This is a genomic window from Rheinheimera pacifica, assembly GCF_900108485.1.
Classification (GTDB): Bacteria; Pseudomonadota; Gammaproteobacteria; order Enterobacterales; family Alteromonadaceae; genus Alishewanella; species Alishewanella pacifica.
This window is the reverse complement of record NZ_FNXF01000005.1, coordinates 110,787-137,179: the sequence shown is the minus strand read 5'-3', so window position 1 is coordinate 137,179 and position 26,393 is coordinate 110,787. Positions and strand designations below refer to the sequence as shown.

31 protein-coding genes are annotated in these 26,393 nt (G+C 49.4%); 14 read left to right on the top strand and 17 right to left on the bottom strand.

Annotation, left to right across the window (positions count from 1 at the left end; all coding sequences use genetic code 11):
- Nucleotides 1-6: 6 nt before the first annotated feature.
- Both BLW68_RS08780 and BLW68_RS08775 read right to left on the bottom strand, forming a co-directional pair.
- The gene (locus BLW68_RS08780) at nt 7-378 is read right to left on the bottom strand and encodes a hypothetical protein (protein ID WP_143039937.1); all 372 of its coding nucleotides are present in this window, start codon (nt 376-378) and stop codon (nt 7-9) included.
- A 19-nt stretch (nt 379-397) separates the two neighbouring features.
- Nucleotides 398-1,015, bottom strand: coding sequence for a 2OG-Fe(II) oxygenase (locus BLW68_RS08775; protein WP_092792403.1), 618 nt, complete (start codon nt 1,013-1,015; stop codon nt 398-400).
- A 107-nt stretch (nt 1,016-1,122) separates the two neighbouring features.
- Here BLW68_RS08775 and BLW68_RS08770 point away from each other — a divergent pair, with 107 nt between their 5' ends.
- Nucleotides 1,123-1,752, top strand: coding sequence for a flavin reductase family protein (locus tag BLW68_RS08770; RefSeq protein WP_092792401.1), 630 nt, complete (start codon nt 1,123-1,125; stop codon nt 1,750-1,752).
- 222 nt (nt 1,753-1,974) lie between these two features.
- Here the strand turns inward: BLW68_RS08770 and BLW68_RS08765 are convergent, their stop codons facing one another.
- The 3 genes from BLW68_RS08765 to BLW68_RS08755 are packed head-to-tail and all read right to left on the bottom strand — an operon-like array spanning nt 1,975 to nt 4,023.
- Nucleotides 1,975-2,847 carry a hypothetical protein gene (locus tag BLW68_RS08765; protein WP_092792399.1) on the bottom strand — a complete coding sequence of 291 codons (873 nt, stop codon included), beginning with the start codon at nt 2,845-2,847 and terminating at the stop codon, nt 1,975-1,977.
- Nucleotides 2,844-3,488 (bottom strand): hypothetical protein, encoded by a 645-nt coding sequence (locus tag BLW68_RS08760; RefSeq protein WP_092792397.1) that lies wholly within the window; start codon nt 3,486-3,488, stop codon nt 2,844-2,846. The genes BLW68_RS08765 and BLW68_RS08760 overlap by 4 nt, the downstream gene beginning before the upstream one ends.
- Complete coding sequence (locus BLW68_RS08755; protein ID WP_092792395.1) at nt 3,463-4,023, bottom strand: RNA polymerase sigma factor; 561 nt, start codon at nt 4,021-4,023, stop codon at nt 3,463-3,465. Before BLW68_RS08755 ends, BLW68_RS08760 begins: the two co-directional genes overlap by 26 nt.
- 138 nt (nt 4,024-4,161) lie before the next feature.
- Between BLW68_RS08755 and BLW68_RS08750 the strand changes: the two genes are divergently transcribed.
- Nucleotides 4,162-4,752 (top strand): DUF3833 domain-containing protein, encoded by a 591-nt coding sequence (locus tag BLW68_RS08750; RefSeq protein ID WP_092792393.1) that lies wholly within the window; start codon nt 4,162-4,164, stop codon nt 4,750-4,752.
- Nucleotides 4,753-4,779: 27 nt separating this feature from the next.
- Here BLW68_RS08750 and BLW68_RS08745 read toward each other — a convergent pair whose 3' ends face one another.
- From BLW68_RS08745 to BLW68_RS08735, 3 genes are read right to left on the bottom strand one after another with little or no spacing between them, the layout of a single operon-like run.
- Nucleotides 4,780-5,373 carry a DUF4136 domain-containing protein gene (locus BLW68_RS08745; RefSeq protein WP_092792391.1) on the bottom strand — a complete coding sequence of 198 codons (594 nt, stop codon included), beginning with the start codon at nt 5,371-5,373 and terminating at the stop codon, nt 4,780-4,782.
- Between the two features lie 16 nt (nt 5,374-5,389).
- Nucleotides 5,390-6,916, bottom strand: coding sequence for a response regulator (locus BLW68_RS08740; RefSeq protein WP_092792389.1), 1,527 nt, complete (start codon nt 6,914-6,916; stop codon nt 5,390-5,392).
- Between the two features lie 37 nt (nt 6,917-6,953).
- Nucleotides 6,954-7,343 (bottom strand): DUF2721 domain-containing protein, encoded by a 390-nt coding sequence (locus BLW68_RS08735; RefSeq protein ID WP_231732036.1) that lies wholly within the window; start codon nt 7,341-7,343, stop codon nt 6,954-6,956.
- A gap of 212 nt (nt 7,344-7,555) precedes the next feature.
- On the opposite strand from BLW68_RS08735, the gene BLW68_RS08730 reads away from it, so the two are divergent.
- Genes BLW68_RS08730 through BLW68_RS08720 form a run of 3 tightly spaced genes read left to right on the top strand, consistent with a single transcriptional unit; the run spans nt 7,556 to nt 9,790 of the window.
- A complete protein-coding gene (locus BLW68_RS08730; protein WP_092792387.1) occupies nt 7,556-8,839 on the top strand; it encodes a coiled-coil domain-containing protein in 1,284 nt (427 codons plus the stop codon).
- A 2-nt stretch (nt 8,840-8,841) separates the two neighbouring features.
- Entirely contained in the window at nt 8,842-9,195 is a 354-nt protein-coding gene (locus BLW68_RS08725; protein ID WP_092792385.1) for a putative signal transducing protein, read from the top strand.
- Nucleotides 9,176-9,790, top strand: coding sequence for a YjaG family protein (locus tag BLW68_RS08720; RefSeq protein ID WP_092792383.1), 615 nt, complete (start codon nt 9,176-9,178; stop codon nt 9,788-9,790). The genes BLW68_RS08725 and BLW68_RS08720 overlap by 20 nt, the downstream gene beginning before the upstream one ends.
- A gap of 15 nt (nt 9,791-9,805) precedes the next feature.
- Here the strand turns inward: BLW68_RS08720 and rsmD are convergent, their stop codons facing one another.
- Nucleotides 9,806-10,429, bottom strand: a complete 624-nt coding sequence (gene rsmD / locus BLW68_RS08715; RefSeq protein ID WP_092792381.1) for a 16S rRNA (guanine(966)-N(2))-methyltransferase RsmD — start codon at nt 10,427-10,429, stop codon at nt 9,806-9,808.
- 82 nt (nt 10,430-10,511) lie between these two features.
- On the opposite strand from rsmD, the gene ftsY reads away from it, so the two are divergent.
- The 4 genes from ftsY (at nt 10,512) to rpoH (ending at nt 14,278) form a co-directional block, all read left to right on the top strand.
- On the top strand, nt 10,512-11,633 hold the full coding sequence (ftsY, locus tag BLW68_RS08710; protein ID WP_092792379.1) for a signal recognition particle-docking protein FtsY: 1,122 nt from the start codon (nt 10,512-10,514) through the stop codon (nt 11,631-11,633).
- 2 nt (nt 11,634-11,635) lie between these two features.
- Nucleotides 11,636-12,322 (top strand): cell division ATP-binding protein FtsE, encoded by a 687-nt coding sequence (gene ftsE / locus BLW68_RS08705; protein WP_092792377.1) that lies wholly within the window; start codon nt 11,636-11,638, stop codon nt 12,320-12,322.
- Complete coding sequence (gene ftsX, locus BLW68_RS08700; protein WP_092792375.1) at nt 12,319-13,302, top strand: permease-like cell division protein FtsX; 984 nt, start codon at nt 12,319-12,321, stop codon at nt 13,300-13,302. The genes ftsE and ftsX overlap by 4 nt, the downstream gene beginning before the upstream one ends.
- A gap of 124 nt (nt 13,303-13,426) precedes the next feature.
- Nucleotides 13,427-14,278 carry an RNA polymerase sigma factor RpoH gene (rpoH, locus tag BLW68_RS08695; protein WP_068233039.1) on the top strand — a complete coding sequence of 284 codons (852 nt, stop codon included), beginning with the start codon at nt 13,427-13,429 and terminating at the stop codon, nt 14,276-14,278.
- Between the two features lie 50 nt (nt 14,279-14,328).
- Here rpoH and BLW68_RS08690 read toward each other — a convergent pair whose 3' ends face one another.
- Genes BLW68_RS08690 through gpmM form a run of 3 tightly spaced genes read right to left on the bottom strand, consistent with a single transcriptional unit; the run spans nt 14,329 to nt 17,813 of the window.
- Nucleotides 14,329-15,102, bottom strand: a complete 774-nt coding sequence (locus BLW68_RS08690) for a divergent polysaccharide deacetylase family protein (RefSeq protein ID WP_092792639.1) — start codon at nt 15,100-15,102, stop codon at nt 14,329-14,331.
- A gap of 26 nt (nt 15,103-15,128) precedes the next feature.
- Nucleotides 15,129-16,268: a murein hydrolase activator EnvC family protein gene (locus tag BLW68_RS08685; protein ID WP_092792373.1), complete on the bottom strand. Its 1,140-nt coding sequence runs from the start codon at nt 16,266-16,268 to the stop codon at nt 15,129-15,131.
- Nucleotides 16,269-17,813 (bottom strand): 2,3-bisphosphoglycerate-independent phosphoglycerate mutase, encoded by a 1,545-nt coding sequence (gene gpmM, locus BLW68_RS08680; RefSeq protein ID WP_092792371.1) that lies wholly within the window; start codon nt 17,811-17,813, stop codon nt 16,269-16,271.
- Nucleotides 17,814-17,971: 158 nt separating this feature from the next.
- On the opposite strand from gpmM, the gene BLW68_RS08675 reads away from it, so the two are divergent.
- Genes BLW68_RS08675 through gpsA form a run of 4 tightly spaced genes read left to right on the top strand, consistent with a single transcriptional unit; the run spans nt 17,972 to nt 20,184 of the window.
- Nucleotides 17,972-18,406 carry a rhodanese-like domain-containing protein gene (locus tag BLW68_RS08675; protein WP_092792369.1) on the top strand — a complete coding sequence of 145 codons (435 nt, stop codon included), beginning with the start codon at nt 17,972-17,974 and terminating at the stop codon, nt 18,404-18,406.
- A gap of 3 nt (nt 18,407-18,409) precedes the next feature.
- Complete coding sequence (gene grxC, locus BLW68_RS08670; RefSeq protein WP_068233031.1) at nt 18,410-18,667, top strand: glutaredoxin 3; 258 nt, start codon at nt 18,410-18,412, stop codon at nt 18,665-18,667.
- 20 nt (nt 18,668-18,687) lie between these two features.
- On the top strand, nt 18,688-19,173 hold the full coding sequence (gene secB, locus BLW68_RS08665; RefSeq protein WP_092792367.1) for a protein-export chaperone SecB: 486 nt from the start codon (nt 18,688-18,690) through the stop codon (nt 19,171-19,173).
- Nucleotides 19,174-19,176: 3 nt separating this feature from the next.
- Nucleotides 19,177-20,184 carry an NAD(P)H-dependent glycerol-3-phosphate dehydrogenase gene (gene gpsA, locus BLW68_RS08660; protein ID WP_177172192.1) on the top strand — a complete coding sequence of 336 codons (1,008 nt, stop codon included), beginning with the start codon at nt 19,177-19,179 and terminating at the stop codon, nt 20,182-20,184.
- 27 nt (nt 20,185-20,211) lie between these two features.
- On the opposite strand, the gene BLW68_RS08655 is transcribed toward gpsA, so the two are convergent.
- From BLW68_RS08655 to BLW68_RS08635, 5 genes are all read right to left on the bottom strand, one after another.
- A complete protein-coding gene (locus BLW68_RS08655; RefSeq protein ID WP_177172191.1) occupies nt 20,212-21,987 on the bottom strand; it encodes a putative bifunctional diguanylate cyclase/phosphodiesterase in 1,776 nt (591 codons plus the stop codon).
- 143 nt (nt 21,988-22,130) lie between these two features.
- The gene (gene trmL, locus BLW68_RS08650) at nt 22,131-22,598 is read right to left on the bottom strand and encodes a tRNA (uridine(34)/cytosine(34)/5-carboxymethylaminomethyluridine(34)-2'-O)-methyltransferase TrmL (protein WP_092792361.1); all 468 of its coding nucleotides are present in this window, start codon (nt 22,596-22,598) and stop codon (nt 22,131-22,133) included.
- Nucleotides 22,599-22,641: 43 nt separating this feature from the next.
- Nucleotides 22,642-23,646 carry an alpha/beta fold hydrolase gene (locus tag BLW68_RS08645; RefSeq protein WP_218141336.1) on the bottom strand — a complete coding sequence of 335 codons (1,005 nt, stop codon included), beginning with the start codon at nt 23,644-23,646 and terminating at the stop codon, nt 22,642-22,644.
- 29 nt (nt 23,647-23,675) lie between these two features.
- On the bottom strand, nt 23,676-25,040 hold the full coding sequence (locus tag BLW68_RS08640) for an ATP-binding protein (RefSeq protein WP_092792359.1): 1,365 nt from the start codon (nt 25,038-25,040) through the stop codon (nt 23,676-23,678).
- Nucleotides 25,037-25,732, bottom strand: coding sequence for a response regulator transcription factor (locus BLW68_RS08635; protein ID WP_092792357.1), 696 nt, complete (start codon nt 25,730-25,732; stop codon nt 25,037-25,039). Before BLW68_RS08635 ends, BLW68_RS08640 begins: the two co-directional genes overlap by 4 nt.
- Nucleotides 25,733-25,869: 137 nt before the next feature.
- Here BLW68_RS08635 and BLW68_RS08630 point away from each other — a divergent pair, with 137 nt between their 5' ends.
- Nucleotides 25,870-26,328, top strand: a complete 459-nt coding sequence (locus tag BLW68_RS08630) for a Spy/CpxP family protein refolding chaperone (protein WP_092792355.1) — start codon at nt 25,870-25,872, stop codon at nt 26,326-26,328.
- Nucleotides 26,329-26,393: the final 65 nt, after the last annotated feature.

Here is a 26,393-nt window from a genome sequence, read left to right as displayed (position 1 = left end):
ATCGGTTCAGGCGTTTATAGGCGGCGGGGGATCTTCAGTAAATAACCATTGGGGCAGGCTGCCAGAAAGGCTTGCAACGGTATTATCAGGGCGGATATAGCGAAATAACTCGGTGGCTAACAGTGCGCCGGCAGTAGCGCAGTGCTTGGTGCAGCAATCACCTTTGCATTTATGTTGTGCTTGCTCACAGCAACTGTGATTAGTGTCGTCAGGTATTGCGGTTTGTACGCTATGGCATGGCATGTCGGCTTCGGCTGCCGGTGCTGTATGCTGAACCATTGCATCGGCCAGCGTATAGGCATGCGCCTGCTGCACCGATCCGCTAAGGCCGGATAGTGCCAGAGTAAGCAATAACAAATAGCTAAGTACAGTGCGCATGGCGCTTATCATAGGCGTTTTAATTTGCCGGGTCCAGCACGCCGTTAATACTGGCATTTTTGCGAAACCAGCCGGCGATGCTGTAGCGGCTGTCTATAGCTGGCAGTACTTCATGTGGGAAACGCTCACTTTCAAACAAGATCAGGCTGCCGGCAGTGGGCAGAAATTTATCAATCAGGCAGTCGTGCTCATCATACAGCGCTAACTCGCCGCCCGCGCTGACACTGTTTAAGTAACTTACCGTGGTAAGCACCCGGTTTGAGCGGCCACTAAAAGCATCAACATGCTTTTGGTAATAGTCGCCGTTTTGGTAACGGGCAAAATGGCATTCAAAATCAAATAAACCTAAAAAGCAGCGCCGGTTAAACAGCTGCTGTAACTGTGCCATCTGTGCCAGATATTGCTGCTGCGCCGCTGTGCTGCCATCAAACCACTGGGTGGCATCGCGGCGGATCTGCTGATTTAACTGATGACCGCCCTGGCGGCCAATACCTGCAGGCGCAAGCTGCGCCTGATGTCTGGCTTCATGTGCCAGTGCGGTATTTAATTCAGTGCTTAAAAAATTCGGCAGCCAAACCCAGCCGTGCTGATAAAAAGCCTCAATAATAGCGTCACTGGACAAAGCCGGACCGGACATAGCGATACTCAGAAGATAAACTGCGCTTATTGTCGCTGAAAAAACCACGCCCATAAAGCGGATTTTGTTACTCTTGGCATCCGGTTAGTTTGTGTCAGAGGAAAACCATGTCAGACAATATCTATTTCTATGAACCCGCTAAAGGCCATGGCTTGCCGCACGACCCTTTTAATGCGCTGGTAGCGCCAAGGCCGATTGGCTGGATTTCATCACAGGACAGCGAAGGCCGGCTGAACTTAGCACCTTACAGCTTTTTTAATGCCTTTAACTACACGCCGCCGATTATTGGTTTTGCCAGCACCAGTTACAAAGATACACTGCGTAATATTGAGCAAACCGGTGAGTTTTGCTGGAACCTGGTAACTAAACCGTTAGCAGAGGCGATGAACCAGACCAGTGCCGCTGTTGCACCTGAGGTAGATGAATTTGTGCTGGCCGGTTTAACAACCAAAGCGTCCAGTATTATCAAGGTGCCGCATGTAGCACAAAGCCCGGTTACTTTTGAGTGTAAGCTAAGCCAGATAGTGCAGTTAAGTGCAGCCGATGGCAGCAAAATAACAACCTGGATGGTGTTTGGCGAAGTAGTAGGCGTGCATATTGCGCGGCATTTGCTGGTAGATGGACTATACGATACAGCAGCGGCTGAGCCGGTATTACGCGGTGGTGGCCCGGGCGATTATTTTGTCGCAGATGCAGCAACGCGGTTTCAGCTATTGCGGCCGAAAGTGCAGAAATGAAACATCTTTAGTTAGTTGCAGTTTCGAACCAGTTTGCCCACACCAACGCGCCGTGAACCCATCCTTGGGGGCTCGATTGTGAATGTCGTCCATGACATTCACCCTTGCGGGCCAGCGGAGCAGTTCAAATTCGTTCCTGACGAATTTGTCAGGCATCCATGCCTTCAACGGTTGGCTTAGGGCAAATCGATTCTCACTAAGGTGGTCATTTTCTTTCTAATATCAGAACTGGTAACTATTGGTTTTGGCCAGTAAATCTTTTGCTTTAATTTTGCCGGTCATACACTGGTTAATATCGGCTTTTTTTACCACCCAGTAATAGCGGCCTTCGCTACCACGGTTGTTTACCTGCAAGGTAACGTATTCGTTATCCGGCATATCGCGCAGGCTGGCGCCGTAGTCACACAATACCTGGCTGAATTTCTCGCCTACTGTCTTCACCATGGCGGCGGTTTGTTGCTGTTGTTCAGCAAGTTGTTTTGCCCGCTGCTCTTCCAGTTGCTTGCGGCTTATGCCGGCTTCTTTAGCCACTTCGGCCAGCTTTTCCTGCAGCAGCTTGGTTTTTTGCTGCAGCATTTGCAGTTCCTGCTGTTGCTCTTTATCCAGTTTGGTCAGATTTTTATTAAACTCGATATCGCGTTTGTCGCGTTCAACATCACGCAGTTCACGCTCTATAGCGCGCTGTTTTTCCGCTATGCGATAGGTTTGCCGGTGCTGGTCCTGCATTTGCTCTGCCATCTCTTCTGCAGCTTCTGTGATTTTTTCAATATCGATGCTATCAAATTCAAACTCACCGCCCGGTAATGGTGGCACTGGTGCAACCGGCGTGGCCGGTATGCTCATATTTCTGAATTGAAAAATATGCCGGCCGCCACTGCTGGCCTGAAACAATAAGCCCTGGCCACTTAAATAGCTGTACTGCAGCGATGATAACCGGCTGTTTTCGTTATCTTTAAACGCAGTTTGCAGAATAGTTTGCAGAATATCGGCATTTTTTTTCAGTGCCGGGCTAACTTCGGCGGCATGTAGCGGCATTAATGCTAAAACTGCACCAACGGTTGCGGCATAAAATGGGGTACGGCGTAATGCATTCATGGTTTTACCACTCCGGTATTGGTTGGGCTATAGTAACTGCTGGCAGGACGGTAACCGGCCTGCATCGGTTGATAGTTTTCCTGCCAGTATTGCCAGTCAGCCTGGCGTTGCTGGTTAAGGTACTCCACCAGTTGCAGCATATCGCTGCGCTGGTCGCGTTTAAGTTCATCTTGTAAGTAATCTTTCAGTAGTACCAACTGCGAGTTGGTGCTTTGTTGTTGCGTATCCAGTTGCTGCACCAGCCATTGCTGCTGCTCTTTTTGATAAGCCAGCAGTGCAGTGTTGACGGCGCTGTTAATTTCACTTTGGCTGTTGTGCCAGCTAAGTGTCAGGCTGCCATCCTGCAGCTGAAACTTAGCCGGAGACAGGCTAATTAACATGGCCGCACAAGACAGTGCCAGGCTAAGCTGTGGCCACCAGCTACGTTGCAGTTTTGGCCGTTGCCACTGTTTGGCAAACAAGGCGCTGCTATCAAACTCCGGTACCGGTTCAAAACGCGGTGCTTTGGCGTCAGCCTGCAATGCCAGAGTGTTTTGCAGCCGGGCATACCACTGAGGGTCGTGTTGTAACTGAAAGGCGCACTGCTCAGCGGTTATTTTACCGTCGAGCCAGTCTTCAAAAATTTGCTGATTGTTCGACATGATTGTCCTCCAACTGCAGGCGCAATTTATCCAGCGCGGCATAAAAACGGGATTTTACGGTATTACTGGAAATCGCCAGCTGGCTGGCAATTTCATCAAAAGTGAACTGCTGATAAAACTTAAGCTCCAACACCAGACGTTGTTCCGCCGGCAAGTTGCGCAACTGCTGCTGCACTTGCTTTTGCTGCCGGTCACTGGCCAGTTGCTCTGGCAAGCCGGGGGCGTCGGCGGGCATTTCAGCCAGTTCATCATCGTTGTCGCTGTATTTTCGCCGGCGCAGCATGTCCATGGCGCGGTAGTTGGCAATGCCAAACAACCAGCTTTTAAAGCTGCTGTCACCCCGGTACTGGCCCAGATTACGGCACAACACCATCAATACATCCTGCAACAGGTCATTGGCGTCTTCACGCGACCCAAGCAAGCGTAAGCCAAAGTAAAACAGTGCACTTTGATGCCGGTTCACCAACTGCTGCCAGGCGTGTTGATCACCATTTAACGCTTTGGCAATTAAGCTCTCGTCACTGCGTTTAAACACGATATTGTTATTCTCTGCTGGTTTTGTTTATTAAGTCGGGCTGACTGCAAATTTAGTTGGTCGTTCGCAAAAATTTTTTTATTTTTCTGAGCCGGCAGCGGCTGCACTGCGTAAGTTGACCGATTAGTGGAGGAAATTATGCACAAATTATTGTTAGCCACTGCTGTTGCCGGTGCTCTGCTACTTGCAGGTTGCAGTCAGTCGGTGTCCGAGTATAGCAATGAGACACCAGTATTAAAGCTGGATCAGTTTTTTCAGGGGGAAAGCTTGGCCTGGGGCGTGTTACACAACTGGCAAGGTAAGCAGAGTGTACGTTTTACCGCAGAATTATGCGGCAGTTGGCAGGGAAATACCGGCAATTTGTACGAACTGTTTTATTTTAGCGATGGCCGCACAGAGCAGCGCCACTGGCAACTGCACCAAAACGCGGATGGCAGTATTAGCGGTACTGCCGGTGATGTAATCGGTAACGCCACCGGGCAACTGGCGGGGAACACCTTGTACTGGGAATATACACTGCGTATTCCATATGACGGCGATACGATGGATGTAAAGATAAAAGACTGGCTTTATCTGGTAGACGAGCAGAACCTGATAAATCGCAGTACCTTGCATAAATTTGGTGTAACGGTAGGAGAGCTGACGTTAGCCATTCAGCAGCAAAATAAAAACGCCGACTGTGCGGCGTTACAACAAAAAATTAAGCAACTGGTACCCGATGCGGTTTAAGCGGGTACTGCTGAACTCTGGCCGCAGTTAAGACTGCGGTACAACCCGCCGCGTTGGGTACTGCTGAAAAATAAGGCTAACAACTTCTGAAATAGCCTGCTTAGGCTTTTCCAGATCTGATTTTTTCAGCGTGCCCTCAGAAATACCTTCCCACACCAGCTGCTTTTTCTCTGCATCAATAACATCAATATTTACCGTACCGTATTTGTAACGAATAGTATCTACGTCATTGGTGTACAGCGGGAAGCCGGCATAATAACCACGACGGTAATTATAGTAGCCGTAGTTAAAGGTGGCTGATGGCATAGAGCGCACATCAGTACGGGTTTCCACATTAGAGTTAAAGTTTACCAGCAGGTCAGCATTGGTTTCGCTGTACTGATAACCCAAAGCCGTCATTTCAGCGCTGATAGCGTCTTTAAAATGCTGCGTGACCAAAGTGGCATAGCCAGCTTTATCTGTTGCGGGCTCAGGCATAAAAGCAAAGGTTTTATAACTGGAAAAATTAGTGTTGGCCGCAGCGTCAGAGCGTACTTTAGGTCCGGTAGCACAACCGGCAATAACCAGCGCTGCCAGTGCGGCACAGGTAATAACCATATGTTTAATATTTTTGCGTAGCATACACTTCTTCCTATGCTTAATCTGGGTACGCATCGCGTATTGCGAGGAAGGCATCCAGATTGTTTAACAATATATCCGCCAATACCGGGTCAAAGTGTTGACCACGTTCTTGGCGAATAAGTTCGATAATTTCCGGCAATGGCCAGGCTTTTTTATAGCACCGGTCGCTGCCTAAAGCGTCAAAAACATCTGCCAGTGCGGTTATGCGCCCGGCAATATGAATATTGTGGCCACTTAGCCCTTGCGGGTAGCCTTTACCATTCCACTTTTCATGATGCTGATAAGCAATAATGGCACCCATCTGCAGTATCTCGTTAGTGGAATGTTGTAAAATCTGGTAACCAAGCTCGGCGTGCTGCAGCATAATAGCCCATTCATTGCCATCATGTTTAGCGGGTTTATTTAAAATATGATCCGGAATCGCAATTTTGCCTAAATCATGCAGTGGGGAGGCCAGTTTTATTTTTTCGGCTTCATACTCTGACAAGCCACATTTAACTGCCAGCAGATAGCTGTAATTAGCCACCCGTTTTACATGGCTGCCGGTTTCTTTCGAGCGTTTTTCTACCGCTTCGCCCAAAATATAGGACAGCTCGCGCTGGCTTTCCCGCATCAGCTCGCGCAGTTGGATATTTTCATAAGCTATGGCAATGCTGTGCGAGAAATAACTGAGTAGGTGATGATCGCTCTGTTCTAATTTACTGCCTTTGCTAACAAAGAGGAAATTTTCGTTGCCCTTGTGCGTGGTAAAATAACCGATAAAGCAATCTTCCGCATAGTAAGACTGCTTATTTTGCTGTACCTGCCGGATTTTGCTGGCAACGTCGTCAGGTAGCTTATCGCCGCTGGCAGGGTTACTGCTGGCAATAATATCCAGCTTGGGGCCTTGCTGAGCGGCGTTATGAATTGCGGCGCAGCAGTATATTTGTTCACGCTCAAGACCGAGCAAATAAGCAACCTGCCCCAGAATTAATGAAGCAAACTCTTTTAAACTGCTGCACTGTAAAAAACTGGTAGTGCAACCAATTATTTTTTCCAGGCCGGTTTTGTGGTGCTCAATAATGCACAGATCGCGGTATGAACGTAGCCCGGCGTACAGCATCGTTTTCAGTTTTATTGCGGTTACTTCAGTTTTGTTTTTGTAATCGTTAATGTCGTAATCGCGGATAACATGCTCTTCAGGCGCCTCTCCTGGCTGGCCGGTGCGTAAAATCAGCCGTATACTGCGGTTTTGTAACTGCTGGCGGATGGTTTTAACTAATTCAAGACCTGCATGTTGTGTTTCCATCACGACATCAATAATGGCCAGGGCAATATCGGGCTGTTGCGAGATAATACTCAAGGCTTCGCGTGCGCTGTAGGCATGCAGTAGCCGCAACGGTCGCTGCTCAAATTCAAAGTTGTTCAGCACCAAAGTGGTGATCTGGTGGATGCTGGCATCGTCATCAACTATCAGTACCTGCCATGGCGGGCTGGTATTGATGTCCGGTTCTTCATCCGGGCTTGCGTTTTCATGCTGAAACAGAAACTCATCATTACTCATGTTGCCATCCGGTGCTGGTTGTCATCATCGGTGTCCGTTAGCGGTTTTGCAGTGATTCCAGTTCTATATTTATGGCATCACAGGAGATTTGGATCTCATATAAAGAATAGAGCAGACTAATTAATAAGCTAATCAGGCTGACAACAAACAGCAGCTGACCTGCGGTTTGCCATAACATAAACAGACAGAACATGGCGGCAGTGCATAGTACAAAGCTAAGTACACCAAAAGCCTGCATCACTTTTATTAACACTATACGGCGGCGTAAGTTGTCTATCTGGCGCCTGGCCATTTGGCGTACATTATCGCCTTCGCGCTGGTTTAGCTCCCTGATCAATTGCGCCAACACCAAAAAACGGTTGGTGTAAGCCAAAAACAGTAAAGATATGGCGGGAAACAGCAGGGCGGGGGTGGTTAAATCCATCATATGCAGGCTCCTGTTATAAAAAATTAAACCGCGAAAATGTTAAAACTATCAATAGCGTTAGCTATCAATGATAAGTCATATTACACTAAAGTCCGGCATAGTATGTTATAGCCTTTTTATGCTGAGATTCTGGCTATGGTGTGCTTAACTGTTGACGTCGGGGCGCTTGCAAAACGCAGGCAATAGCTACCGAAGTAAAGCGAGAGCTGACAATGAATGCAGTGAAGAAAAACAATAATAAAAACGAGCAGCAAATTATTGCCGATTTAACCCAGACTGCGCAGCAACAGCTGGAAGCCAGCCTGGTCGACTTCTCTACTCAGCTTCTTAATATTCAGCAGCAACAGCTGGAACAATTTGCCAGTGAGGTGCTGGCCGATAGCCAGCAACAGTGGCAACAACGCTTGTTTGAACAAGAACAAGCCTACCAGAAACTATTTAAAGACTGGCAACATACCAAGCAACAACTTGATATGGCTGCTCCGGTAGCCAGTGCCGATCATCTGGAGTTGGCTAAGTTACGCCAGCAACATCACGCCGTTACCGAAGAGCTGGAGAAAACCAGCACTCAGTTGTCGGCAATACAGCAAAATTACACTGCACAGATTAAACAATACGAGCAATTACAACAGCAGGTTGTGCAATTGCAACACGCCGATAACGGCAATAACGAAGCTGAGAAAAAGCTGCAGCAGGCCGAATTTCAGTTAAGTCAGCTACAGCAGCAACTGGCATCAGCAGAAGCTGACACAGAGCAAGCCAAAGCCGCTGCCCACGAATTAAAATTGGTTGTGCAACAGGCTAACGCCGAGCTGAGATTAGCCAGTGAACAACAGCAAAAACACCAGCAGCAACTTAATGCGTTACAGGCCGAACATGAGCGGCAACTGGCCGAACTGCAGCAAAACCTGAAGACGCAGGCCGCAGCGTTAACGGCAGAGCATCAACGTGTGGCTGCGATGGAGGGCGCGCAGCAGGACAAACTGCAAGCCATCGCCAGGCTGCAACAGGAAGTGCAGGACCGTAAAAGAACTCACGACTTACAGCAACAAAAAATTCAGCAACTGCAACAACAGCTGTCTGTTCAGGCTGAGCAACAGCAGCAATGGCAACAACAGCTGAACGCGTCAGAACAACAACTGACAGACTTGCAGCAGCAACTGGCCAGAGCAACCGATGAAAGCAGCGGCTTAGGCTCTGAACTGACCCGCTTGCAGGCAGATTACGTTAACCTGACAGAGCAGTATCAGCTTAGCCAGAGCCGGCAACAAAAAATAGAAGCCCAGCTTGAGCATGCACAAAACCGCCAGTATGCGGCAGAGCAAAAACAACAGCAGGAAGCCGACAGTAGCCGTGAGTTAATTCGTGCACTTCGTACCGAATTACAACAACAGCAAGAAACCCATCAACTGCAGGTGCAGGCGATGGAAGAGCGCATGATGGAGTTCAAACTGAAATTTGAATATGCGCAAAAGCAACTGCAAGTGACGGGCTGATAATGGAACTGTTGCACCCCAATGACGTGCAGCAATGGCAGCGGTTATATCAGGCGGCCAACAGTTTTGAAGCGGGGCTGGTGCAAGGCTTATTGCAGCACGCCGCTGTGTTAGTCAGAGTGAGCGGTGAATATCTTGCCGGGGCAGCGGGTGAGCTGCCATTAAATGACGTTGGCATTCAGCTTTGGGTGCCACAGCAGCAATTTCCCTGTGCACAGCGTATAATCAACCAGTATTTACAACAATTAAAGCATGAACCAGCACAGTGGCAATGTAGCTGTGGTGAACTTAACTATCAGAGTTTTGATATTTGCTGGTCATGTCTTCAGGACAAAGATGAAACAAAAAGCCAATAATTTTCAGGCGATGCGTGAGCTGAACTTTTACCAGCAAGCCGCCGTTGCTGCCACCTTGCTTGAACGCATGTTACCGAATTACCAGCTGTTTGCTGAAGTAACCCAAACCGGTGATGCCGAACTGCCACGCCATATACTGACGCTGGTATGGGAGTGGTTAACGGTAAAAAAAGCCAAAATTAATTTCGAAAAACTGTCTGAAGAACTGGACGCAATAACACCGGAGTTAAGTGACTTTGATATTTTTGGTGTCTATCCGGCAGTAGATTGCGCCACGGCCCTGGATATGATGCTAAGCGGTATTGCCCAGCAAGATGCCGCTGAATTTATCAATGTCGCGAAAATTTCGCAGGCAACCGTAGCGCGGTTAATCGAGCACGACAGTATTGACGATGATATTACTACCGAAGCAGAGTTGAAAAAAATCGTTCGCGAGCACCCGCTGATGCAATACGAAATGGACTGCCTGGCTGAACTGATTGAACTTGTGACGTCCGTTAAGCAATTTGGCCGCGAAGAGCGGCAAATGCTGCAAAACTGGGTAAAAGAGCAAGGCCTGACTAACCTGGGAATGGAGCTGAGCAATACAGATTAACCCAGCCTGCGCGTATTAGCTGCGCTGATATAGCCGGTAAGCCAGCTGGCCGGCTATTTTCTCTTTTAGTAAACGCCAGTTTGCCGGCATCTGTGCCGTTATAAGTTCTTTTTCAGTTTCCAGATATACCAGGGCATTGTCGGCTAACCATTGCTGTTGCTCCAGTGCCTGACAGCAGGGCAGCGCTAAACCTTTGCGAAAAGGTGGATCGATAAACACCACATTGTATTGCTTTGTTGCCATGGTGGATAACAGGCTTAAGCAATCCTGATTTATCACCTGCGCGTTGTCGCATTTTAGCTTTTGCAGGTTTTGTTTCAGATGCCGTGCCAGGCCGGCATCACGTTCCACTAAGGTGGCATGGGCCGCATAACGTGATAATGCCTCTATCGCCAGGCTGCCGCTACCGGCAAAACAATCCAGCACCGTTGCCCCGCTAATGTCGTGCATCAGCCAGTTAAACAGCGTTTCTTTTACTCTGTCGGTGGTTGGCCGCAGGCCCTCAGCATTTAACACTGCCAGTTTGCGGCCACGCCATTTACCACTTATAACCCGTACTTCTCCCGGTGCACCTGCTACCGCGGCAAGACGTTTTTCGCCAGCAGAGTGGCGTTTTACTGTGCTTTTTGCTTGTTTCATCTAATCCGTTTTGCCTTTAACACAAAGGTGTTAGTATAACGGCCAAGTTTACCTTAGTTTTTATCTGCATACACTTGAGCTTATGAGCAAAAAAAATAAACTGTTTTCCTGGCTTGGCTTTGGCAAAGACGATAGCCAGACCGAAACTGCTGTGCCAGATACCACTGTAACGGATGCTGAACCGGCGGATAGTGCAGCTGTTGAGGCTATTGAAGCCACAACTGAAACTGCGGCTGAACCGGTAGCTGCTGAACCCGTTACAGTTACTGAACCGGCAAAAAAAACCGGCTTTTTCTCCCGTTTAAAGCAGGGCTTAGCCAAAACCAGCCTGAATCTGGGCTCTGGCCTGGCGGGCTTATTCAGCGGCCGCAAAATAGATGACGAGCTGTATGAAGAGCTGGAAACCCAGCTGCTGCTGGCCGACGTTGGTGTTGATACCACGCAGAAGCTGATCCGGCAACTGGAGCAACATGCTGATCGTAAATCGCTGAAAGACTCTTCGCTGTTGTTTGAAAAGTTACAGCAGGATATGGCAGCGCTGCTAAAAGATGTTGAGCAACCTTTGTTGCCGATAAATGCGGGCGGGCCTTTTGTTATTCTGATGGTGGGTGTTAACGGTGTCGGTAAAACCACGACTATCGGTAAAATGGCACAACAGTTTAAGCAGCAGGGGAAGTCGGTCATGCTGGCGGCAGGCGATACCTTCCGGGCTGCGGCGGTAGAGCAACTGCAGGTATGGGGCGAGCGCAACCAAATCCCGGTTATTGCCCAGCACACCGGTGCAGACAGTGCCTCAGTTATTTTTGATGCCTATCAGGCGGCCAAAGCGCGTAAGGTTGATGTGTTAATTGCTGACACGGCCGGTCGTTTGCAAAATAAAGCTCACCTGATGGAAGAGCTGAAAAAAATTGTTCGTGTACTGCAAAAAATTGACCCGACAGCACCGCATGAAGTGATGCTGACGCTGGATGCCGGCACGGGCCAGAATGCGCTCAGCCAGGCCAAAGTATTTAATGAAGCGGTGCAATTAACCGGGATCAGCTTAACCAAGCTTGATGGTACCGCCAAAGGCGGCGTAATTTTTGCCATTGCTGATCAATTTAAAATGCCCCTGCGTTATATCGGCGTTGGTGAAGGTATAGATGATTTACGCGTGTTTAACAGCCAGGACTTTATTCGCGCGCTATTTAACCGGGATGCGTAACTATGCTGGAGTTTGATCAGGTCAGTAAAAGCTATCCGGGTGGTTTTGTTGCGCTGGATCGCGTCAGTTTTAAACTGGAAAAAGGTGAAATGGCATTTCTTACCGGCCACTCTGGTGCCGGTAAAAGTACGCTGTTAAAGCTGATCAGCCTGATTGAACGCCCCAGTGTTGGCCGGGTATTAATTAACGACGTTGATTTAAGCCGTATTCGCCGGCCGCATATTCCTTATGTGCGCCGCGATATTGGCATTATTTTTCAAAATCACCGTCTGCTGATGAATCACACTGTATTTGATAACGTGGCACTGCCGCTGGTGATAGAAGGCTTTAGCGGTAAAGATATGGTAAAGCGTGTGCATGCTGCGCTGGATAAAGTGGGCCTGCTGGATAAAGTACGCTGCCTGCCGCAAACCTTGTCTGGTGGTGAGCAGCAGCGGGTAGGCATTGCCCGCGCTGTGGTGAATAAACCGCCTTTGCTACTGGCCGATGAACCTACCGGTAACCTTGACCCGGATCTGTCCAAAGACATTATGCGGGTGTTTGAGGCCTTTAATCAGGTAGGTGTGTCGGTGCTGGTTGCCACGCACGACCTTGGTCTGGTCGCGCGGATGAAATACCGTACTCTGACATTAAAACAAGGCAAAATGATTAACGATGGCCTGCTGCAGTATCAGGAAGACCCATTATGAGTATTCTGTTTTCCGGCCGTGCCAGCAGCGGGGCTTCTGCGCATAAAATTAGTCTTGGCCGCCGTTTTGTGATGTTTTGGGTTAACCATGTGCGCCAGGCATTGTTTAGCCTGGGCGAGTTATGGCGCACGCCCTCTGCTTCTATTCTGACTATTGGCGTACTGGGCGTTAGCTTGACACTACCTGCTACTTTGCATCTGCTGGTAAAAAATGTGCAGCAGGTGAGCGACAGTTTTACTCAGGCTGCTGAGATCAGCTTATTTATTAAAGATGGCACTGACGACAGGCAAATTAACAGTTTGCTGAAAATTCTGCAGGCCGACAATGACATTGCCCGCGTCACTCATATCAGCAAGCAGCAGGCGCTGGCTGAATTTGCCGATGTTTCGGGTTTTGGCGCTGCACTGACTTATCTGACAGACAACCCTTTGCCGGATGTATTACTGGTATTGCCGAAAAACACCAGCGCCGGCAGTGCCCGCCAGTTACTGGATCGCTTGTCAAAAGAGCGTATCGTCGAGTTTGGTAAACTGGATATCGACTGGCTTACCCGGCTGGATGCTATTGTCAGCCTGTTGCGCCAGGCGGTGCTGGTGATTGCTATTTTGTTGCTTGGTGCAGTATTGCTGATTATTGGCAATACCATCCGGCTATCTATTATGAGTAAGAAAGACGAAATTGAAGTGATGAAACTGGTAGGGGCAACCGATGCCTTTATTCAGCGGCCGTTCTTATACAGTGGTGTATGGTTTGGTGTATTCGGTGGCTTGCTGGCATTTCTGATTGTAGAAGCCATGCTGTGGTGGCTGCAAGGCGCTATTGGTAGTGTTACCTCTTTATACGACAGCGAGTTTCGCCTGATGGCGTTTAGCGTAACAGAGTTTTTCAGCTTAATGTTGCTGGCAGTACTACTGGGCCTTACCGGCTCTTACCTTTCAGTACGCCGGCATATCAGTGCTATTGAACCCACTGGCCCTTAATAGCGTTTAATTATTACACCGCAGTTTTTAGAATAAGCAGATCTAAAAACTGCCGCAACTAAAATTAGCACTCTCTGTCAAAGAGTGCTAATATCGGTTCACTTAGTTAGGACAGGACACACAAATGAGCGATACAGCAGAAATGATGTCACTACCGGTAGCAGCCAGCAGCAGCCTGGAAGCTTACACTCATGCTGTCAGTTCCATTGCCATGCTCAGCGCAGAAGAAGAGCGCAATCTGGCTGAACGTTTACACCAGAACGGTGATTTAGAAGCCGCACGCCAATTAATTATGTCACACCTGCGCTTTGTGGTGCACATTGCCCGCAGCTACTCTGGTTATGGTTTACCGGTAAGCGATTTAATTCAGGAAGGCAATATTGGCCTGATGAAAGCGGTAAAACGTTTCGATCCTAATGTTGGTGTGCGTTTAGTTTCCTTTGCCGTGCACTGGATTAAAGCCGAAATTCATGAGTATGTGCTGAAAAATTGGCGCATCGTAAAAATTGCTACCACTAAAGCCCAGCGCAAATTGTTCTTTAACCTGCGTAAAGCCAAGAAACACTTAGGCTGGTTTAACCAGGAAGAAGTGAAAAACGTAGCAGAGTCGCTGGGTGTTGCCGAGCATGAAGTGCGCGAGATGGAATCACGCATGAGCAACTACGATATGCCATTTGACGCGCCGGATGATGATGACGAAGCAGCCTATACTGCACCGGCATATTATCTGCAGGATAAAGCCTCTGATCTGGCACTGCGGGTAGAAGAAGATCAGTGGGATAACGCTGCGGTAGACCGTTTACAAGCCGCAATGCGTACCCTTGATGATCGTAGCCAGGATATTATCCGGGCCCGCTGGCTTGACCACAATAAGCTGACATTGCAGGAACTGGCCGACAGATACAGTGTGTCTGCTGAGCGGGTACGTCAGTTAGAAAAGAATGCAATGAAAAAGCTGCAGGCTGCCATGAGCTAAGCCTGAGCATAAAAAAACCGCCTGCTGGCGGTTTTTTTATGCCTGCAACTTTACTGTGCCGCTGAAATAGCCGGTGCAGTAAAACCAGCAGCAACCACGTTGTGGCCCGTTGGCAACAAGGCCGAAATACTGACCAGCTCTATGCCTTGCTGGCGCAACACCGGCAGGTTTTTCCGCAAAAAGCGGTAAGTTTCCGGGTAAGGGTGGCCAATAGCAATGGCACTGTGGCGCTTGCGGGCAATGGCAAGCAACTGCTCAAACTGTATCGTGATAGCGGCTTCTGTTTGTACATTATCGAGAAACACATGCCGGCTTAAGTTTGTCACGCCATAATGGCGGGCATATTTGGCTGCTGTGCTGTTTGGCGTGGTAAGGCTGTCGACAAAAAACAGCTGGCGGTGGCTTAAATACTCCATCATCCAGGCCATCGGTTGTTCCTGCGCGGTATACAAGCTACCCATATGATTATTAACACCAATAGCGTAAGGAATATCCGCCAAAGCCTGTTCCAGGGTGTGCTGGACTTGCTGTTTTGACATGTCGCTGGTCAGGGCACCCGGGCCAAGTGCTTTGCCGTTGCTGGCTTCCATTGGCATATGCAGCATTACCTCTTTTTGTTGTGCAAAAGCCTGCCGCGCTGCCTGGGCGCCGTAGGGGGTGTGTGGCAACACGGCATAAGTTAATGGAAAAGGTAAATCAACAAGTTTTAAATCCGATTTTTGATAACCGATATCGTCAATAATAATAGCTATTCTGGCATCGGGCTCTACGGCATAGAGCTTTACGCTAAGCAGGCTGAGCAGCAGGTAAGTTAGCAAACGCACGTTACTGTTATTCCTATTTTCAACCGCTAATTCCTGCTGAGCCATTGCAGCGGGTTAACCGCCTCACCTTTATTGCGGATCTCAAAATACAGCCCGGCAGCAGACTGGCCACCGCTGGTGCCTGCCAGAGCAATGGTTTCACCGGCGCTGATACGGGTGCCTGGTTTTTTCAGTAAGTTTTGATTGTGGCCGTACAGGCTCATAAAACCAGCGCCATGGTCCAGCACGATGACCCAGCCATAACCTTTAAGCCAGTCAGCATAAATGACCTGGCCATCAGCAACCGCTTTAACGGCTTGGCCTTCTGTGCTTTGGATCAGAATACCGCGGGATGATATACCGCCCTGGCGGCTTTCGCCAAAGCGTTGCAACAAGCTGCCTTGCAGGGGCCAGGTCAACTTGCCTTTGTTTTTGGTTAACCCTGCCAGTTCCCGGGCCTGCTGTGCCAGCCGGCGCAGCTCTTCCAGTTTGGCTTGTAAGCTGGCTTCGTTCTGGCGCAGATAATCCAGCTGCCGGCCTTGTTGCTTTAACATGGCTTGCAACCGGCCAACGGCTTGTTGCTGTTCGGTTTTGGCACCAAGCAGTTGTTGTTGTTGCTGTTGTAATACAGTCAGGGTTTGCGCCAGTTGCTGTTGTTTTTCGCTCAGTTCAGACAGAACCTGCTGTAGTTGGCTAATGGTGTTATTAAGTTCGGCCAGTTGTTGCATACGGGCACGGTTAAAGTACTGGTAGTAACTGAGCACCCGCTCCAGCTTGCCTGAATCCTGCTGATTTAGCAGCATGCGGCTGTAGTCGTGTTGCCCCAGGCTGTAAGCGCTTTTTAACTGTGATGCCAGCAGCTTTTGCTGCTGTTGCAGGCTTTGCTCCAGCTCTGTTTTTTGCTTAAGTAACTGTTGCTCACGCGTAATAAGCTGCTGGCGTTGTTGCTCGGTTTCACGCACTGCGGCTGAGGCTTCTGCCAGCGCTTTATCCGACTGTTGCAGCTTTTTTTCCGCTTGCTCCAGCTGTTTTTGTTGCTGCTTAACTTCTTTTTCTGTTTGCTGTATTTGCTGTTTAACTTCTGCCAGCTCTTGCTCCTGCTGCTGGGCAACGGTAGTTACAGGCAGGCAAAAGCACAGCAGCCAACAAGACTGCTGTAAGTAGCGTTTTATACAGTGTAGAGGCATCTATTTCAGCTGCATCAGTACTTTACCTGTCATCTCGGCAGGTACTGGCATCGACATTAAATGCAACATTGTAGGAGCAATATCACTCAGGATACCGCCTTCAACCACGGTTGCCTGGCGACCAACATAAATTAACGGCACCGGCCCGCTGGTGTGGGCGGTATGGGCCTGACCAGATTCAGTGTCCAGCATTTGTTCTGCATTACCGTGGTCAGCTGTGATCAGGCATTCACCACCTACTTCCTGCAGCGCGGCAACAACACGGCCAATACAGGAATCGACAGCTTCAACAGCTTTAATGGCTGCCGACATAATGCCGGTGTGGCCCACCATGTCGCCATTGGGGTAGTTACAGATAATAACGTCAAATTCGCTGCTATGAATCGCAGCTACCAGCTTGTCGGTCAACTCAGCCGAGCTCATTTCTGGTTGCAGGTCGTAAGTGGCCACTTTGGGCGAATCAATCAGAATACGTTGCTCGCCGCTGAACAGCTCTTCGCGGCCACCGCTGAAGAAAAAGGTAACATGGGCATATTTTTCAGTTTCTGAGATGCGCAACTGGGTTTTATTATGTTTTGCCAGCCACTCACCCAATACATTGTTCAGGCTCTCTGGTGGGTAGGCGCAAGGGGCTTTGATGTCGGCGGCATATTCTGTCAGCATAACAAAGCTGCTCAGGGCCGGGCGGTACTCGCGCTTGAAGCCATCAAAATCATCATTGATAAAAGCGCGGCTAAACTGGCGTGCTCGGTCAGCACGGAAGTTCATAAAAATCAGGGCATCACCGTCCTGCATTTTTACCGGTTTGCCATCTTTACCTACTATCGCAGTGGCTTTGACAAATTCGTCATTTTCATCACGCAGATAAGCTTGTTGTAACGCGCTGACAGCATCTGCTGCCTGAAAATCTGCTTTGCCTTGAGTAATCAGATCATAGGCTTGTTGTACACGATCCCAGCGTTTGTCGCGGTCCATGGCAAAGTAACGGCCAATTACAGAGGCAATCTGGCCACTGCCGCTGCTGGCAAAATGCGCCTGAATTTTTTCCAGCGAGGCCTGGGCGCTACGTGGCGGGGTGTCGCGGCCATCCAGAAAGGCATGTAAATAAACCGGGCCGGCACCTTGTTGCTCTGCCAGTTTAATCATGGCCAGTATATGGTCTTCATGGCTGTGTACGCCGCCTGGGGATAACAGCCCCATAATATGCACTGCTTTTTGTTGCCTGGCGGCAGCCTTTACTGCGGTTGTCAGTACCGGGTTGGTGAAGAAATCACCATCGCTGATGGCTTTAGTAATGCGGGTAAAATCCTGGTATACCACGCGGCCGGAGCCCAGATTAACGTGGCCGACTTCTGAATTACCCATCTGGCCGTCAGGCAAGCCGACATCCAGCCCCGAACCTGAAATCAGCGTGTGCGGGTAATCGCGCCATAACTGGTCCATTACCGGAGTGTTGGCCTGGGCAATCGCATTGTTGCTGGTCTCTTCACGGTGGCCCCAGCCATCGAGAATTAATAATACCAAAGGTTTTTTGCGACTGGTCATGTGTGCTCCGTTGTTTAGCTAAGACATGCGGATAAAGTGAATGGCTATCTTACCGAATTTTGCGCAATTCTCCAGCCCTGTATCGGCAGTGTGCTGGCTCAGGGCCGGCAAACTGAGTATACTCTGCGCTGGTTTATTTTCCGATAAGCAGAATGAGTATGCAGCAGTATATAGAGTTTGTTACTAATCATCCGATCTTAAGTGCGATTTGGGTGGTGTTATTTATTATGTTAATCACCAGCCTGATCAAGTCGCGTTTTTCTGCCATAAAACAGATATCACCCACAGAGCTGACGTTGCAGGTAAATCGCAGCAATGCAGTGGTGCTGGATATCCGCACTGAAGCCGATTTTGCCAAAGGCCATATCACTGGTGCCAAACACTTACCGCTGGCCGATATTGAAAAACAACAGCTGGCCGGGCTTGAAAAGCAAAAAGACGAGCCCATTATTGTGGTATGTCAGGCTGGAATGACAGCATCAAAAGCGGCTTCCAGCCTAGTTAAGCAGGGCTTCACTACTGTATCTATATTACAGGGCGGTATGGGAAGCTGGACAGGCGCCAGTTTGCCGGTCGTCAAATCGAAGAGGTAATTGATGTCGCAAGTGACTATTTACACTAAGGCCTATTGTCCTTATTGTGTTCGCGCAAAGTCAGTGCTGGATAACAAAGGCGTGGCCTATCAGGAAATTCGTATTGATGAGCAACCTGAGCTGCGCCCACAGATGATCGAACGTGCTGCCGGGCGCACAACAGTGCCTCAGATTTTTATCGGCGGGCAGCATATTGGTGGATGCGATGACATGCTGGCGCTTGATGCGGCAGGTAAGCTCGATCCTTTATTACAATCATAAATACCACAACAGGAATTATCATGGCCGAACAACAAGTAAACGGCGTTGCCACTGAGCAGGGTTTACAATTTGCTATCCAGCGTATTTTCGTAAAAGACATTTCGTTTGAAGCTCCTAACGCACCTGCTATTTTCCGTAAAGAATGGAAACCAGAAGTGCAACTGGATTTAGATACCCGTAGCGAAAAGCTGGAAGACAACGTGTATCAGGTTGTACTGTCACTGACAGTAACCACCAAAGTAGAAGGTGAAGTGGCGTTTTTGTGTGAAGTTCAGCAAGCGGGTATTTTTTCTATCGGTCAGCTGGAAGACTCACAAATGGCGCATATGTTAGCGTCGTTCTGCCCGAATACATTATTCCCCTATGCCCGTGAAGCCGTATCTAACCTGGTAAACCGTGGTACTTTCCCGCAGCTGAATCTGGCTCCGGTGAATTTTGATGCGCTGTTTGCTCAATATCTGCAAAAACGTCAGGCAGAAATGCAAGGCGTGAAGGCAGACGCTTAAATAATGCAACCTTCAGCAATTGCTGTGATCGGAGCAGGGTCTTATGGCACTGCTCTGGCTATTTGTCTGGCACGTAATGGCAACACCATCAGTTTGTGGGGCCGGAATGTGCAGGAAATGGCCCATATGGCTGAGCACAGAGTTAACCAGAAGTACCTGCCGGACATCCGCCTGCCGGCTACATTGCAGGTAAGCTCAAACTTAGCCGATGTTGTTGCCAGCAGCCGCGATATTCTGATTGTGGTACCAAGCCATGCCTTTGCCGACACACTGCAGCTGATTAAACCGCATTTGCAGGTTAATGGCCGTGTGGCCTGGGCGACCAAAGGCCTGGAACCCGACACGGGCCGGCTGTTGCAGGATGTGGCACGTGATATTCTGGGTGAACAGGTATCGCTGGCGGTGTTCTCCGGCCCGACTTTTGCCAAAGAAATGGCCATGGGCTTGCCTACAGCTATTTCATTGTCGTCTACTGATCCTGAGTTTATCCGCGAGTTATCAGATTTACTGCACTGTGCGAAAAGCTTCAGAGTGTACACCAACACCGATTTTATAGGTGTTCAGCTGGGTGGGGCAGTTAAGAATGTGATTGCCATTGGTGCCGGTATGGCCGATGGTATTGGTTTTGGTGCTAATGCCCGCACGGCATTAATTACCCGTGGTCTTACTGAAATGTGCCGCTTAGGCTGTGCGCTGGGTGCGAAGAAAGATACCTTTATGGGCATGGCAGGTTTGGGCGATTTGGTGCTTACCTGTACCGACAACCAGTCACGCAACCGGCGTTTTGGTTTGCTGCTGGGGCAGGGCAAAGGTGTTGAAGAGGCTATCCAGGCTATTGGCCAGGTAGTTGAAGGCTATCGTAACGCTAAAGAGGTCTTTAACCTGGCACAGCGTGTCGGTGTGGAAATGCCGATTACCGAGCAGATTTATCAGGTGTTGTATCAGGGTAAAGATGCAAAACTGGCTGCACTGGATTTACTGGGCCGGGAAAAGCGCGACGAAGTCACTTAACCAGCGACTTACGTTAACTGCGCTTGCCTAGCCGACTTCTTTACGTAATAACCGGTTTTCTCTTGCCAGCAGAGCGGGTATTTCGCTCGCTGGCAGGGCTTTGCTAAATAAATGGCCCTGTAAAATATCACAACCCATCACATGCAGCAGGTACGCCTGCATTTCATTCTCAATACCGGTTGCTATCACATCTATTTGTAAATAAGACGCCAACCTGATTAAGCTTGCGGTTATATTACGTTGCTGTTCATTGTGTTCCATATCCCGGATAAAGCTCTGCGCTATTTTCAGGCTGTGCAGTGGGTATTCGCGCAGTACAGACAATGACGATATGCCCTGGCCAAAATTATCCAGTGTTAAATGAAAGCCCAGTGTAATAAGTTGCTGTAACGTGGTGTTTATTGTGCTGTCGGGTTGCAGGAAAATATCTTCATGCAGTTCCAGTTCAAACAAGTCTGCTGATAACTGCGCGTCTTCCAGTTGTTGCTGTAACGAGCTGACAAAATCTTGCTGGCGAAAGCTCAGCGTAGAAATATTCACCGACATGCGGCCACGGCTGATACCGGTTTGCTGCCAGTGGTTCAGTTGCTGGCAGCACTTACGGAAAACCAGTTTATCCAGCACAACAACCTGGCCGGTATCGTCCGCTATATTGAGAAAATACTGCGGTGCCAGTATGCCACGTTTGGGGTTGTGCCAGCGCAGCAAGGCTTCGTAGCCGACAACACGATTACTGCCAATGCTCAGCCTGGGTTGATAGTAAACATCAAACTCGTCGTTCTCCTGCGCTTTTAGCAATTCGGCTTCCAGAGCCAGGTATTCCGGTGCTTTAAGCTGATAACGGCTGTTGGCAAATTGCATATTACTGCGGCCGAGCCTGGCGGCGTTACAAATGGCCGTGGAAGCACTGCTTAACAGCACTGCCGGGCTGGTACCATCCAACGGATAAATGCTGATGCCAATATAGGTTTGTAAGGCCGATTGCTTAAACTCTTGTGCAGCCTGGTCGGCTACCAGCAAAATTTTATGCGCCAGCCGGTTCAGGTTAACTTCAATCTGTGCTGAGCACAGGTGTGCGGGGATCAGTATGGCCAATGTATCGGTATTGTATCTGGCTACTACGGCGCCTTTGCTGCTGTATTGTTTTAACTGTGAGCTGAGGCTGCGGATAACATCCGGTACTTTGTCCTGGGGGGCGGCGGCCATGTAACTTAATACCTGATTGGACTTGATCAGGAAAATGGCGAACTGCGGCTGGCTGGCGGTGGTGCTGTTTATCGCAGTCTGAATAAATTGGTTAAGCAGTAACGGCGTAAAAAGGCCGGTGTCGGCATCATAAATATAATCGGCATCTTGTTCTGTTTGCTTTCGCTTACAGGTGCTGATATCACGCCCGGTCAGCAAGTAGCTGCCACTATCCAGGTGGCGGGTCATAGTTAAAGCTACCGGCGTACGCCTTTCATTTTGTGCCAGTTGTAGCCAGGCTTCACCGTGCCAGTGTGGTTGCGGGGCAATTTCGGCCAGCAGCAAAGCATCGCTTTCTTCATCTTTAAAAATGGCCAGTGGATATTGCGGAGCAGGTATAACGGATGAGAATGCCGGATTCAGGTAAGTAGGCTGTAAATTACTGTCCAATATAGCAATAAACTCGGCTGACTGATCAAGCAGGTTTTTCAGTGCCCGCTGCTCTGAATCAGCGGTTTTATTGCTTTGCAGCAGTTTTCGGTTGTACAGGCTAAGTACAATAACCAACAGCAGTAATACGGTTAGTGCCAGTAGCATAGTACGAGTATCTCCACTCAAAGCAGCATCTGCTGGCAGCGGTGCCAAAGCAGACAAAAGCAGCCAACCAGACAGCGGCATAGTATCGACATCCTTGTTATCGATAAAAACAGCATTAAATATAGCCGGAGTCTTTTGCTATATGCAAATGCTATTATTGGTTGTTATTGTCTGGATCCGGCGTAGCCCAGTTGGCGCCATGATTCATAAACAAAAACTGCTACGGCATTGGATAAATTCATTGAGCGGCTGTTGGCTGTCATCGGAATACGCAGCCAGTTTTCTGTTGGCATTTGCTGCAATACCTCTAATGGCAGGCCCCGGCTTTCCGGGCCAAATACCAGGGCGTCTCCCGGCGCAAAGGCCGCATCGCTGTGGGTGGTGTGGCCTTTGGTCGTGCAGGCATATAAGCGGGTGGGTTTTTGCTGTGAGATAAAGTCGTTGAAACTGGCGTAGCGTTTTACATCGGCAAACTCGTGGTAATCCAGCCCGGCGCGTTTTACCCGTTTGTCGTCCCACTCAAAGCCTAACGGTTCTATCAGATGCAACTGGTAGCCAGTATTGGCACAAAGGCGGATAATATTGCCGGTATTCGGCGGAATTTCAGGTTCAAACAGCACTATATGCAGCATGGGGCTCTCCGGCTTAATGAGGCGGTATTGTAGCAAAAGCGGATTAGTCTGGCAGCTGTGCCAAAAAATCATTAATAGCGGCAAATGCCTGTTGTCTGATGCTGTCTGTTTCCATAAAAATTTCATGCTGCGCCGGCCGTAGCACAACACTGCGGCGATAAACCGTTGCAGGTAATTGCTGATACCAAAGCTGCTGGGCGTAATTGCTGACGACTTTGTCGTCACTGGCTTGTAGCATTAACACCGGTGTGTGCCACTTAGCGGCGTCTTGCAGCAGGCGCCGCATGGCCCTGATTGCTGCATCAACCCAGGCTGTGGTAACGCCGCCAAGCCGGGCATCAGGGTATGTCCGGTATAGTTGATGCAACCAGCGATAGCGTTCAGCACTGCTGGTCAGGGGGTTATTGGCAAAGACCTTCTCCTGATAATTTCGCTGGCCGGGGAAATACCAAGGTTGTGCTTTAAGCGCCCGGTTAACGGCGCCAAATGCCAGAGCCAGAGGTTCAGCGAAGCGGGCCGGTACCAGGCCGGTATAAATGCCCAGCATTGGCGAAGCCAGTATTGCGGCTTTAAACGGATGAGGTTGTTGTTGTAAATAGCCGGCAAGAATGGCGCAGCCCATTGAATGAGCCAGCGCAATATGGCTGCTGTGGCCGGTGGGTAGTACGATATGCTGAATAAACTGGGCTAAATCTTGCTGATACAGAACAAAATCAGCTACATAACCTTTGTGTGGGTTGCCCAGCTCACGCTGCGACAGGCCCTGGCCCCGGTGATCGAGTAAAAAAACACTGTAACCTGCACTGACCAATTCAAAACACAGTTCGGCATATTTTACCGCCATTTCCATCCGGCCGGCGCTGATCACCACGGCATGGCGCGCGTTGGGGTGCTGATGATAGTGGTAGCATAGTTTCAGGCCATCGCTGCTGGTAAGTGCGCCGGAGGTCATATTTTGCCAGAATGGCTGTAACTGCTGCGTCCAGCGCTCTGCCAGATCAGCAGCATGACCGCTGGTCTGCCACAGTGGAAAATCACTTGCTGTCAAAATAGGCTCTTTTAATCAGTATTGTGGCGCTAGTGTAGCGGTAACTGCACAGTGATACAAAGCCCTTGCTCGGCGGCATTAGCCGCATACACTTTGCCACCATGCTGGCGGATGATTTGCGCTACTATTGCCAGGCCAAGCCCGGTGCCGCCGGTACTGCTGGTGCGGCTGTCTGATACCCGGTAGAAGGGTTCAAATATCGCCTCAAGCTGATCGGTGGCAATGCCTGGCCCCTGATCGCAAATTTGTAACACCAGTTGTTGCTGTAGCTGTGTGACTGCACAGGTTATTTCACTGTTCGGCGGCCCGTATTTAATGGCATTACGCAGAATATTCTCAATGGCCCGTGCCAGCAGCCTGCTGTCTGCCGTTATTTCCAGCTGTTGCGGCGCCAGCAACAGTATTTGTTGCTGCTTTACATCCGCCTCTACCCGGTTTACATCAATAATATCGGACAGCAATTCGGTTAAGTCGAAACGTTGCTGTTGCAGCTGATACTGGCCTGCATCCAGTTTGCTAAAAGTCAGCAGTTCATCCAGCATAATATCCAGCCGGTCCAGCTCTTGTTTTAGCCTGGGCACCTGCTCAAGATTTTGCTGGCGCTCGGTTAAACCCAGTGCCAGCTGCGCTCTGGCAAGAGGCGAGCGTAGCTCGTGTGAGATATCTCGCAATAAGCGCTGCTGATTGGTTAGCAGGGCACTAATGCGTTCGGCCATGGTATTAAAGCTGTGGCCTAACTGCCCCAGTTCATCTTTACGCTTAATAAGGCTGGTAACCCGGCTGTTAAGCTGGCCATCGGCAAACTGCAGATTACGTTGCAATAATTCACGCAGCGGCCGGGAAATTGATACCGCCAGCACAAAGCTGGCAACGGCAGAAATTAGTAAGGTAAACAACATTAATACATGTTGCGGGATTTCGCTTAAACGCCACCACGGTTGCGGCGGGCGTTGCCTTTTCTGGTACAGTGCCAGGGTTTCATCACCAAGCTGCAGAATAAAAGGGCCGGCAAGCGAGGTGTTATGGTGTTTTAACCAGCGTGGGCGTGAAAGTTGTGACAACTCCGTCAGCCAGTGCTGATCAAAGTCACGTGGCAACAGCTGTGGCGTCAGTACAACTTGCGTTTGTGCATCTACTACCAGCCAGCGATCCGGGCTGTCTTGTTGTAGCCGGGCAACTAAATGCTCACTGTTTTTGCTGTCCGCCAGTGGGGCCAGTTGTTGTTGTAATTGCTGAATAACATTATGTGGCAGACGGCGGATTTCGGTTTGCTCAACTAAAGCCCGTGACAACGCCAGAGTAGCAAATACGGCGCTTAACAATACCAGCCAGAACCAGAGAAATATCCGCCCGGCCAGATAATGGAACGGGTTAAGGTGAGTTAGCCAGCTCATGCTTCACCTTGCAAAAACAGATAGCCGCTGCCGCGTAAAGTTTGAATTTTCTCGTTGCTGCTATATACCGCGATTTTTTTGCGGATATTACTGATATGCATATCCAGGCTGCGATCATACATTTGCAGGCGTTTACCTAATACTTCGCGGCTAAGTTCATCTTTACTGACAACCTCACCGGCGCGACGCATCAACAGTTCCAGCAGCTGAAACTCAGTAGCTGTTAGTGCCACAACTTCGCCGTTACAACTAAGTTGCCGGCTGGCCGGGTTTAGCAGCAACCCGTTTAGATTAAGCACACTGTCACTATTGCTCTGTGGTACCTGAGTCAGTTCAACCCGGCGTAATATTGCTTTAATACGCGCAACCAGCTCGCGTGGGTTAAAGGGTTTGGCCAGATAATCGTCCGCGCCCAGCTCAAGGCCGACAATACGGTCAACATCATCGCCACGGGCTGTTAGCATTAATACCGGGCAGTACTGGCTGGCTCGCAGAGCTTTAAGCACAGATAAACCATCCATGCCGGGCAGCATAATATCCAGCAGAATTAACTGATAGTCGCCACTTTGTGCCATAGCCAGGCCTTGCTGGCCATCATGGGCGGCAGTAAACTGAAAACCATCCAGCGCCAGATATTCGGCTACCAGTTCACACAGTTCGGTGTCATCGTCGATCATTAAAATTGCAGGCATAACCACTCCTTATTTATTATGAGTTTACCTAATGTCAGCGCCTTGCAATACAGCTTTACAGAATCTTTACCCGGCCTTTGCGTTGCTTTGCATTGGCTGTTTTATGCTTAGGCTGTCTTAATAAAGGAGTGTATCCGATGAAAGTATCAAAACTGATTTTTGCTTTAGGTTTACTTACTGCCAGCAGCCTGTCAGGTATGGCTGTTGCCCATGAACACAAAGCGGCAGGTTATGAACACGGCCGTCATATGCAGCATGCTCCGATGAAGCGCATGCTGGCGGGGCTGGAACTTACAGATAGCCAGCGCGAACAGATCAAACAGCTAATGCAGCAACACCGTAGCGAGCAAAAGACTGCCCGGCCTGATAAGGCTGAACGCCAGCAAATGCGTGATTTACTGGCCGCAGACACCTTTGACGAAACCGCTGCACGTCTGCTGTTAGAAAAGCAGCAGCAACAAGCAGTAGACAAACGGCTGGCGGCGATGAAATTACAGCATCAGGTGTTACAGGTGCTGACAGATGAACAGCGCCAGCAGCTAAGTGAAAAACAGCAGAAATGGCAGCAAAAAAAGCAGCAACGTAACAACGCCTGAAATATTTAAGGCCTGACACTACAGGCGTTTCTTACAGCTAACAGCAGGCCGGTGCGTTTTAACGC

Bases quoted from the DNA above. Each gene is read 5' to 3' on its own strand.
- BLW68_RS08780 (WP_143039937.1), bottom strand. From the start codon at position 378: ATGCGCACTGTACTTAGCTATTTGTTATTGCTTACTCTGGCACTATCC.
- BLW68_RS08775 (WP_092792403.1), bottom strand. From the start codon at position 1,015: ATGTCCGGTCCGGCTTTGTCCAGTGACGCTATTATTGAGGCTTTTTAT.
- BLW68_RS08770 (WP_092792401.1), top strand. From the start codon at position 1,123: ATGTCAGACAATATCTATTTCTATGAACCCGCTAAAGGCCATGGCTTG.
- BLW68_RS08765 (WP_092792399.1), bottom strand. From the start codon at position 2,847: ATGAATGCATTACGCCGTACCCCATTTTATGCCGCAACCGTTGGTGCA.
- BLW68_RS08760 (WP_092792397.1), bottom strand. From the start codon at position 3,488: ATGTCGAACAATCAGCAAATTTTTGAAGACTGGCTCGACGGTAAAATA.
- BLW68_RS08750 (WP_092792393.1), top strand. From the start codon at position 4,162: ATGCACAAATTATTGTTAGCCACTGCTGTTGCCGGTGCTCTGCTACTT.
- BLW68_RS08745 (WP_092792391.1), bottom strand. From the start codon at position 5,373: ATGCTACGCAAAAATATTAAACATATGGTTATTACCTGTGCCGCACTG.
- BLW68_RS08740 (WP_092792389.1), bottom strand. From the start codon at position 6,916: ATGAGTAATGATGAGTTTCTGTTTCAGCATGAAAACGCAAGCCCGGAT.
- BLW68_RS08735 (WP_231732036.1), bottom strand. From the start codon at position 7,343: ATGATGGATTTAACCACCCCCGCCCTGCTGTTTCCCGCCATATCTTTA.
- BLW68_RS08730 (WP_092792387.1), top strand. From the start codon at position 7,556: ATGAATGCAGTGAAGAAAAACAATAATAAAAACGAGCAGCAAATTATT.
- BLW68_RS08725 (WP_092792385.1), top strand. From the start codon at position 8,842: ATGGAACTGTTGCACCCCAATGACGTGCAGCAATGGCAGCGGTTATAT.
- BLW68_RS08720 (WP_092792383.1), top strand. From the start codon at position 9,176: ATGAAACAAAAAGCCAATAATTTTCAGGCGATGCGTGAGCTGAACTTT.
- rsmD (WP_092792381.1), bottom strand. From the start codon at position 10,429: ATGAAACAAGCAAAAAGCACAGTAAAACGCCACTCTGCTGGCGAAAAA.
- ftsY (WP_092792379.1), top strand. From the start codon at position 10,512: ATGAGCAAAAAAAATAAACTGTTTTCCTGGCTTGGCTTTGGCAAAGAC.
- ftsE (WP_092792377.1), top strand. From the start codon at position 11,636: ATGCTGGAGTTTGATCAGGTCAGTAAAAGCTATCCGGGTGGTTTTGTT.
- ftsX (WP_092792375.1), top strand. From the start codon at position 12,319: ATGAGTATTCTGTTTTCCGGCCGTGCCAGCAGCGGGGCTTCTGCGCAT.
- rpoH (WP_068233039.1), top strand. From the start codon at position 13,427: ATGAGCGATACAGCAGAAATGATGTCACTACCGGTAGCAGCCAGCAGC.
- BLW68_RS08685 (WP_092792373.1), bottom strand. From the start codon at position 16,268: ATGCCTCTACACTGTATAAAACGCTACTTACAGCAGTCTTGTTGGCTG.
- gpmM (WP_092792371.1), bottom strand. From the start codon at position 17,813: ATGACCAGTCGCAAAAAACCTTTGGTATTATTAATTCTCGATGGCTGG.
- BLW68_RS08675 (WP_092792369.1), top strand. From the start codon at position 17,972: ATGCAGCAGTATATAGAGTTTGTTACTAATCATCCGATCTTAAGTGCG.
- grxC (WP_068233031.1), top strand. From the start codon at position 18,410: ATGTCGCAAGTGACTATTTACACTAAGGCCTATTGTCCTTATTGTGTT.
- secB (WP_092792367.1), top strand. From the start codon at position 18,688: ATGGCCGAACAACAAGTAAACGGCGTTGCCACTGAGCAGGGTTTACAA.
- gpsA (WP_177172192.1), top strand. From the start codon at position 19,177: ATGCAACCTTCAGCAATTGCTGTGATCGGAGCAGGGTCTTATGGCACT.
- trmL (WP_092792361.1), bottom strand. From the start codon at position 22,598: ATGCTGCATATAGTGCTGTTTGAACCTGAAATTCCGCCGAATACCGGC.
- BLW68_RS08640 (WP_092792359.1), bottom strand. From the start codon at position 25,040: ATGAGCTGGCTAACTCACCTTAACCCGTTCCATTATCTGGCCGGGCGG.
- BLW68_RS08635 (WP_092792357.1), bottom strand. From the start codon at position 25,732: ATGCCTGCAATTTTAATGATCGACGATGACACCGAACTGTGTGAACTG.
- BLW68_RS08630 (WP_092792355.1), top strand. From the start codon at position 25,870: ATGAAAGTATCAAAACTGATTTTTGCTTTAGGTTTACTTACTGCCAGC.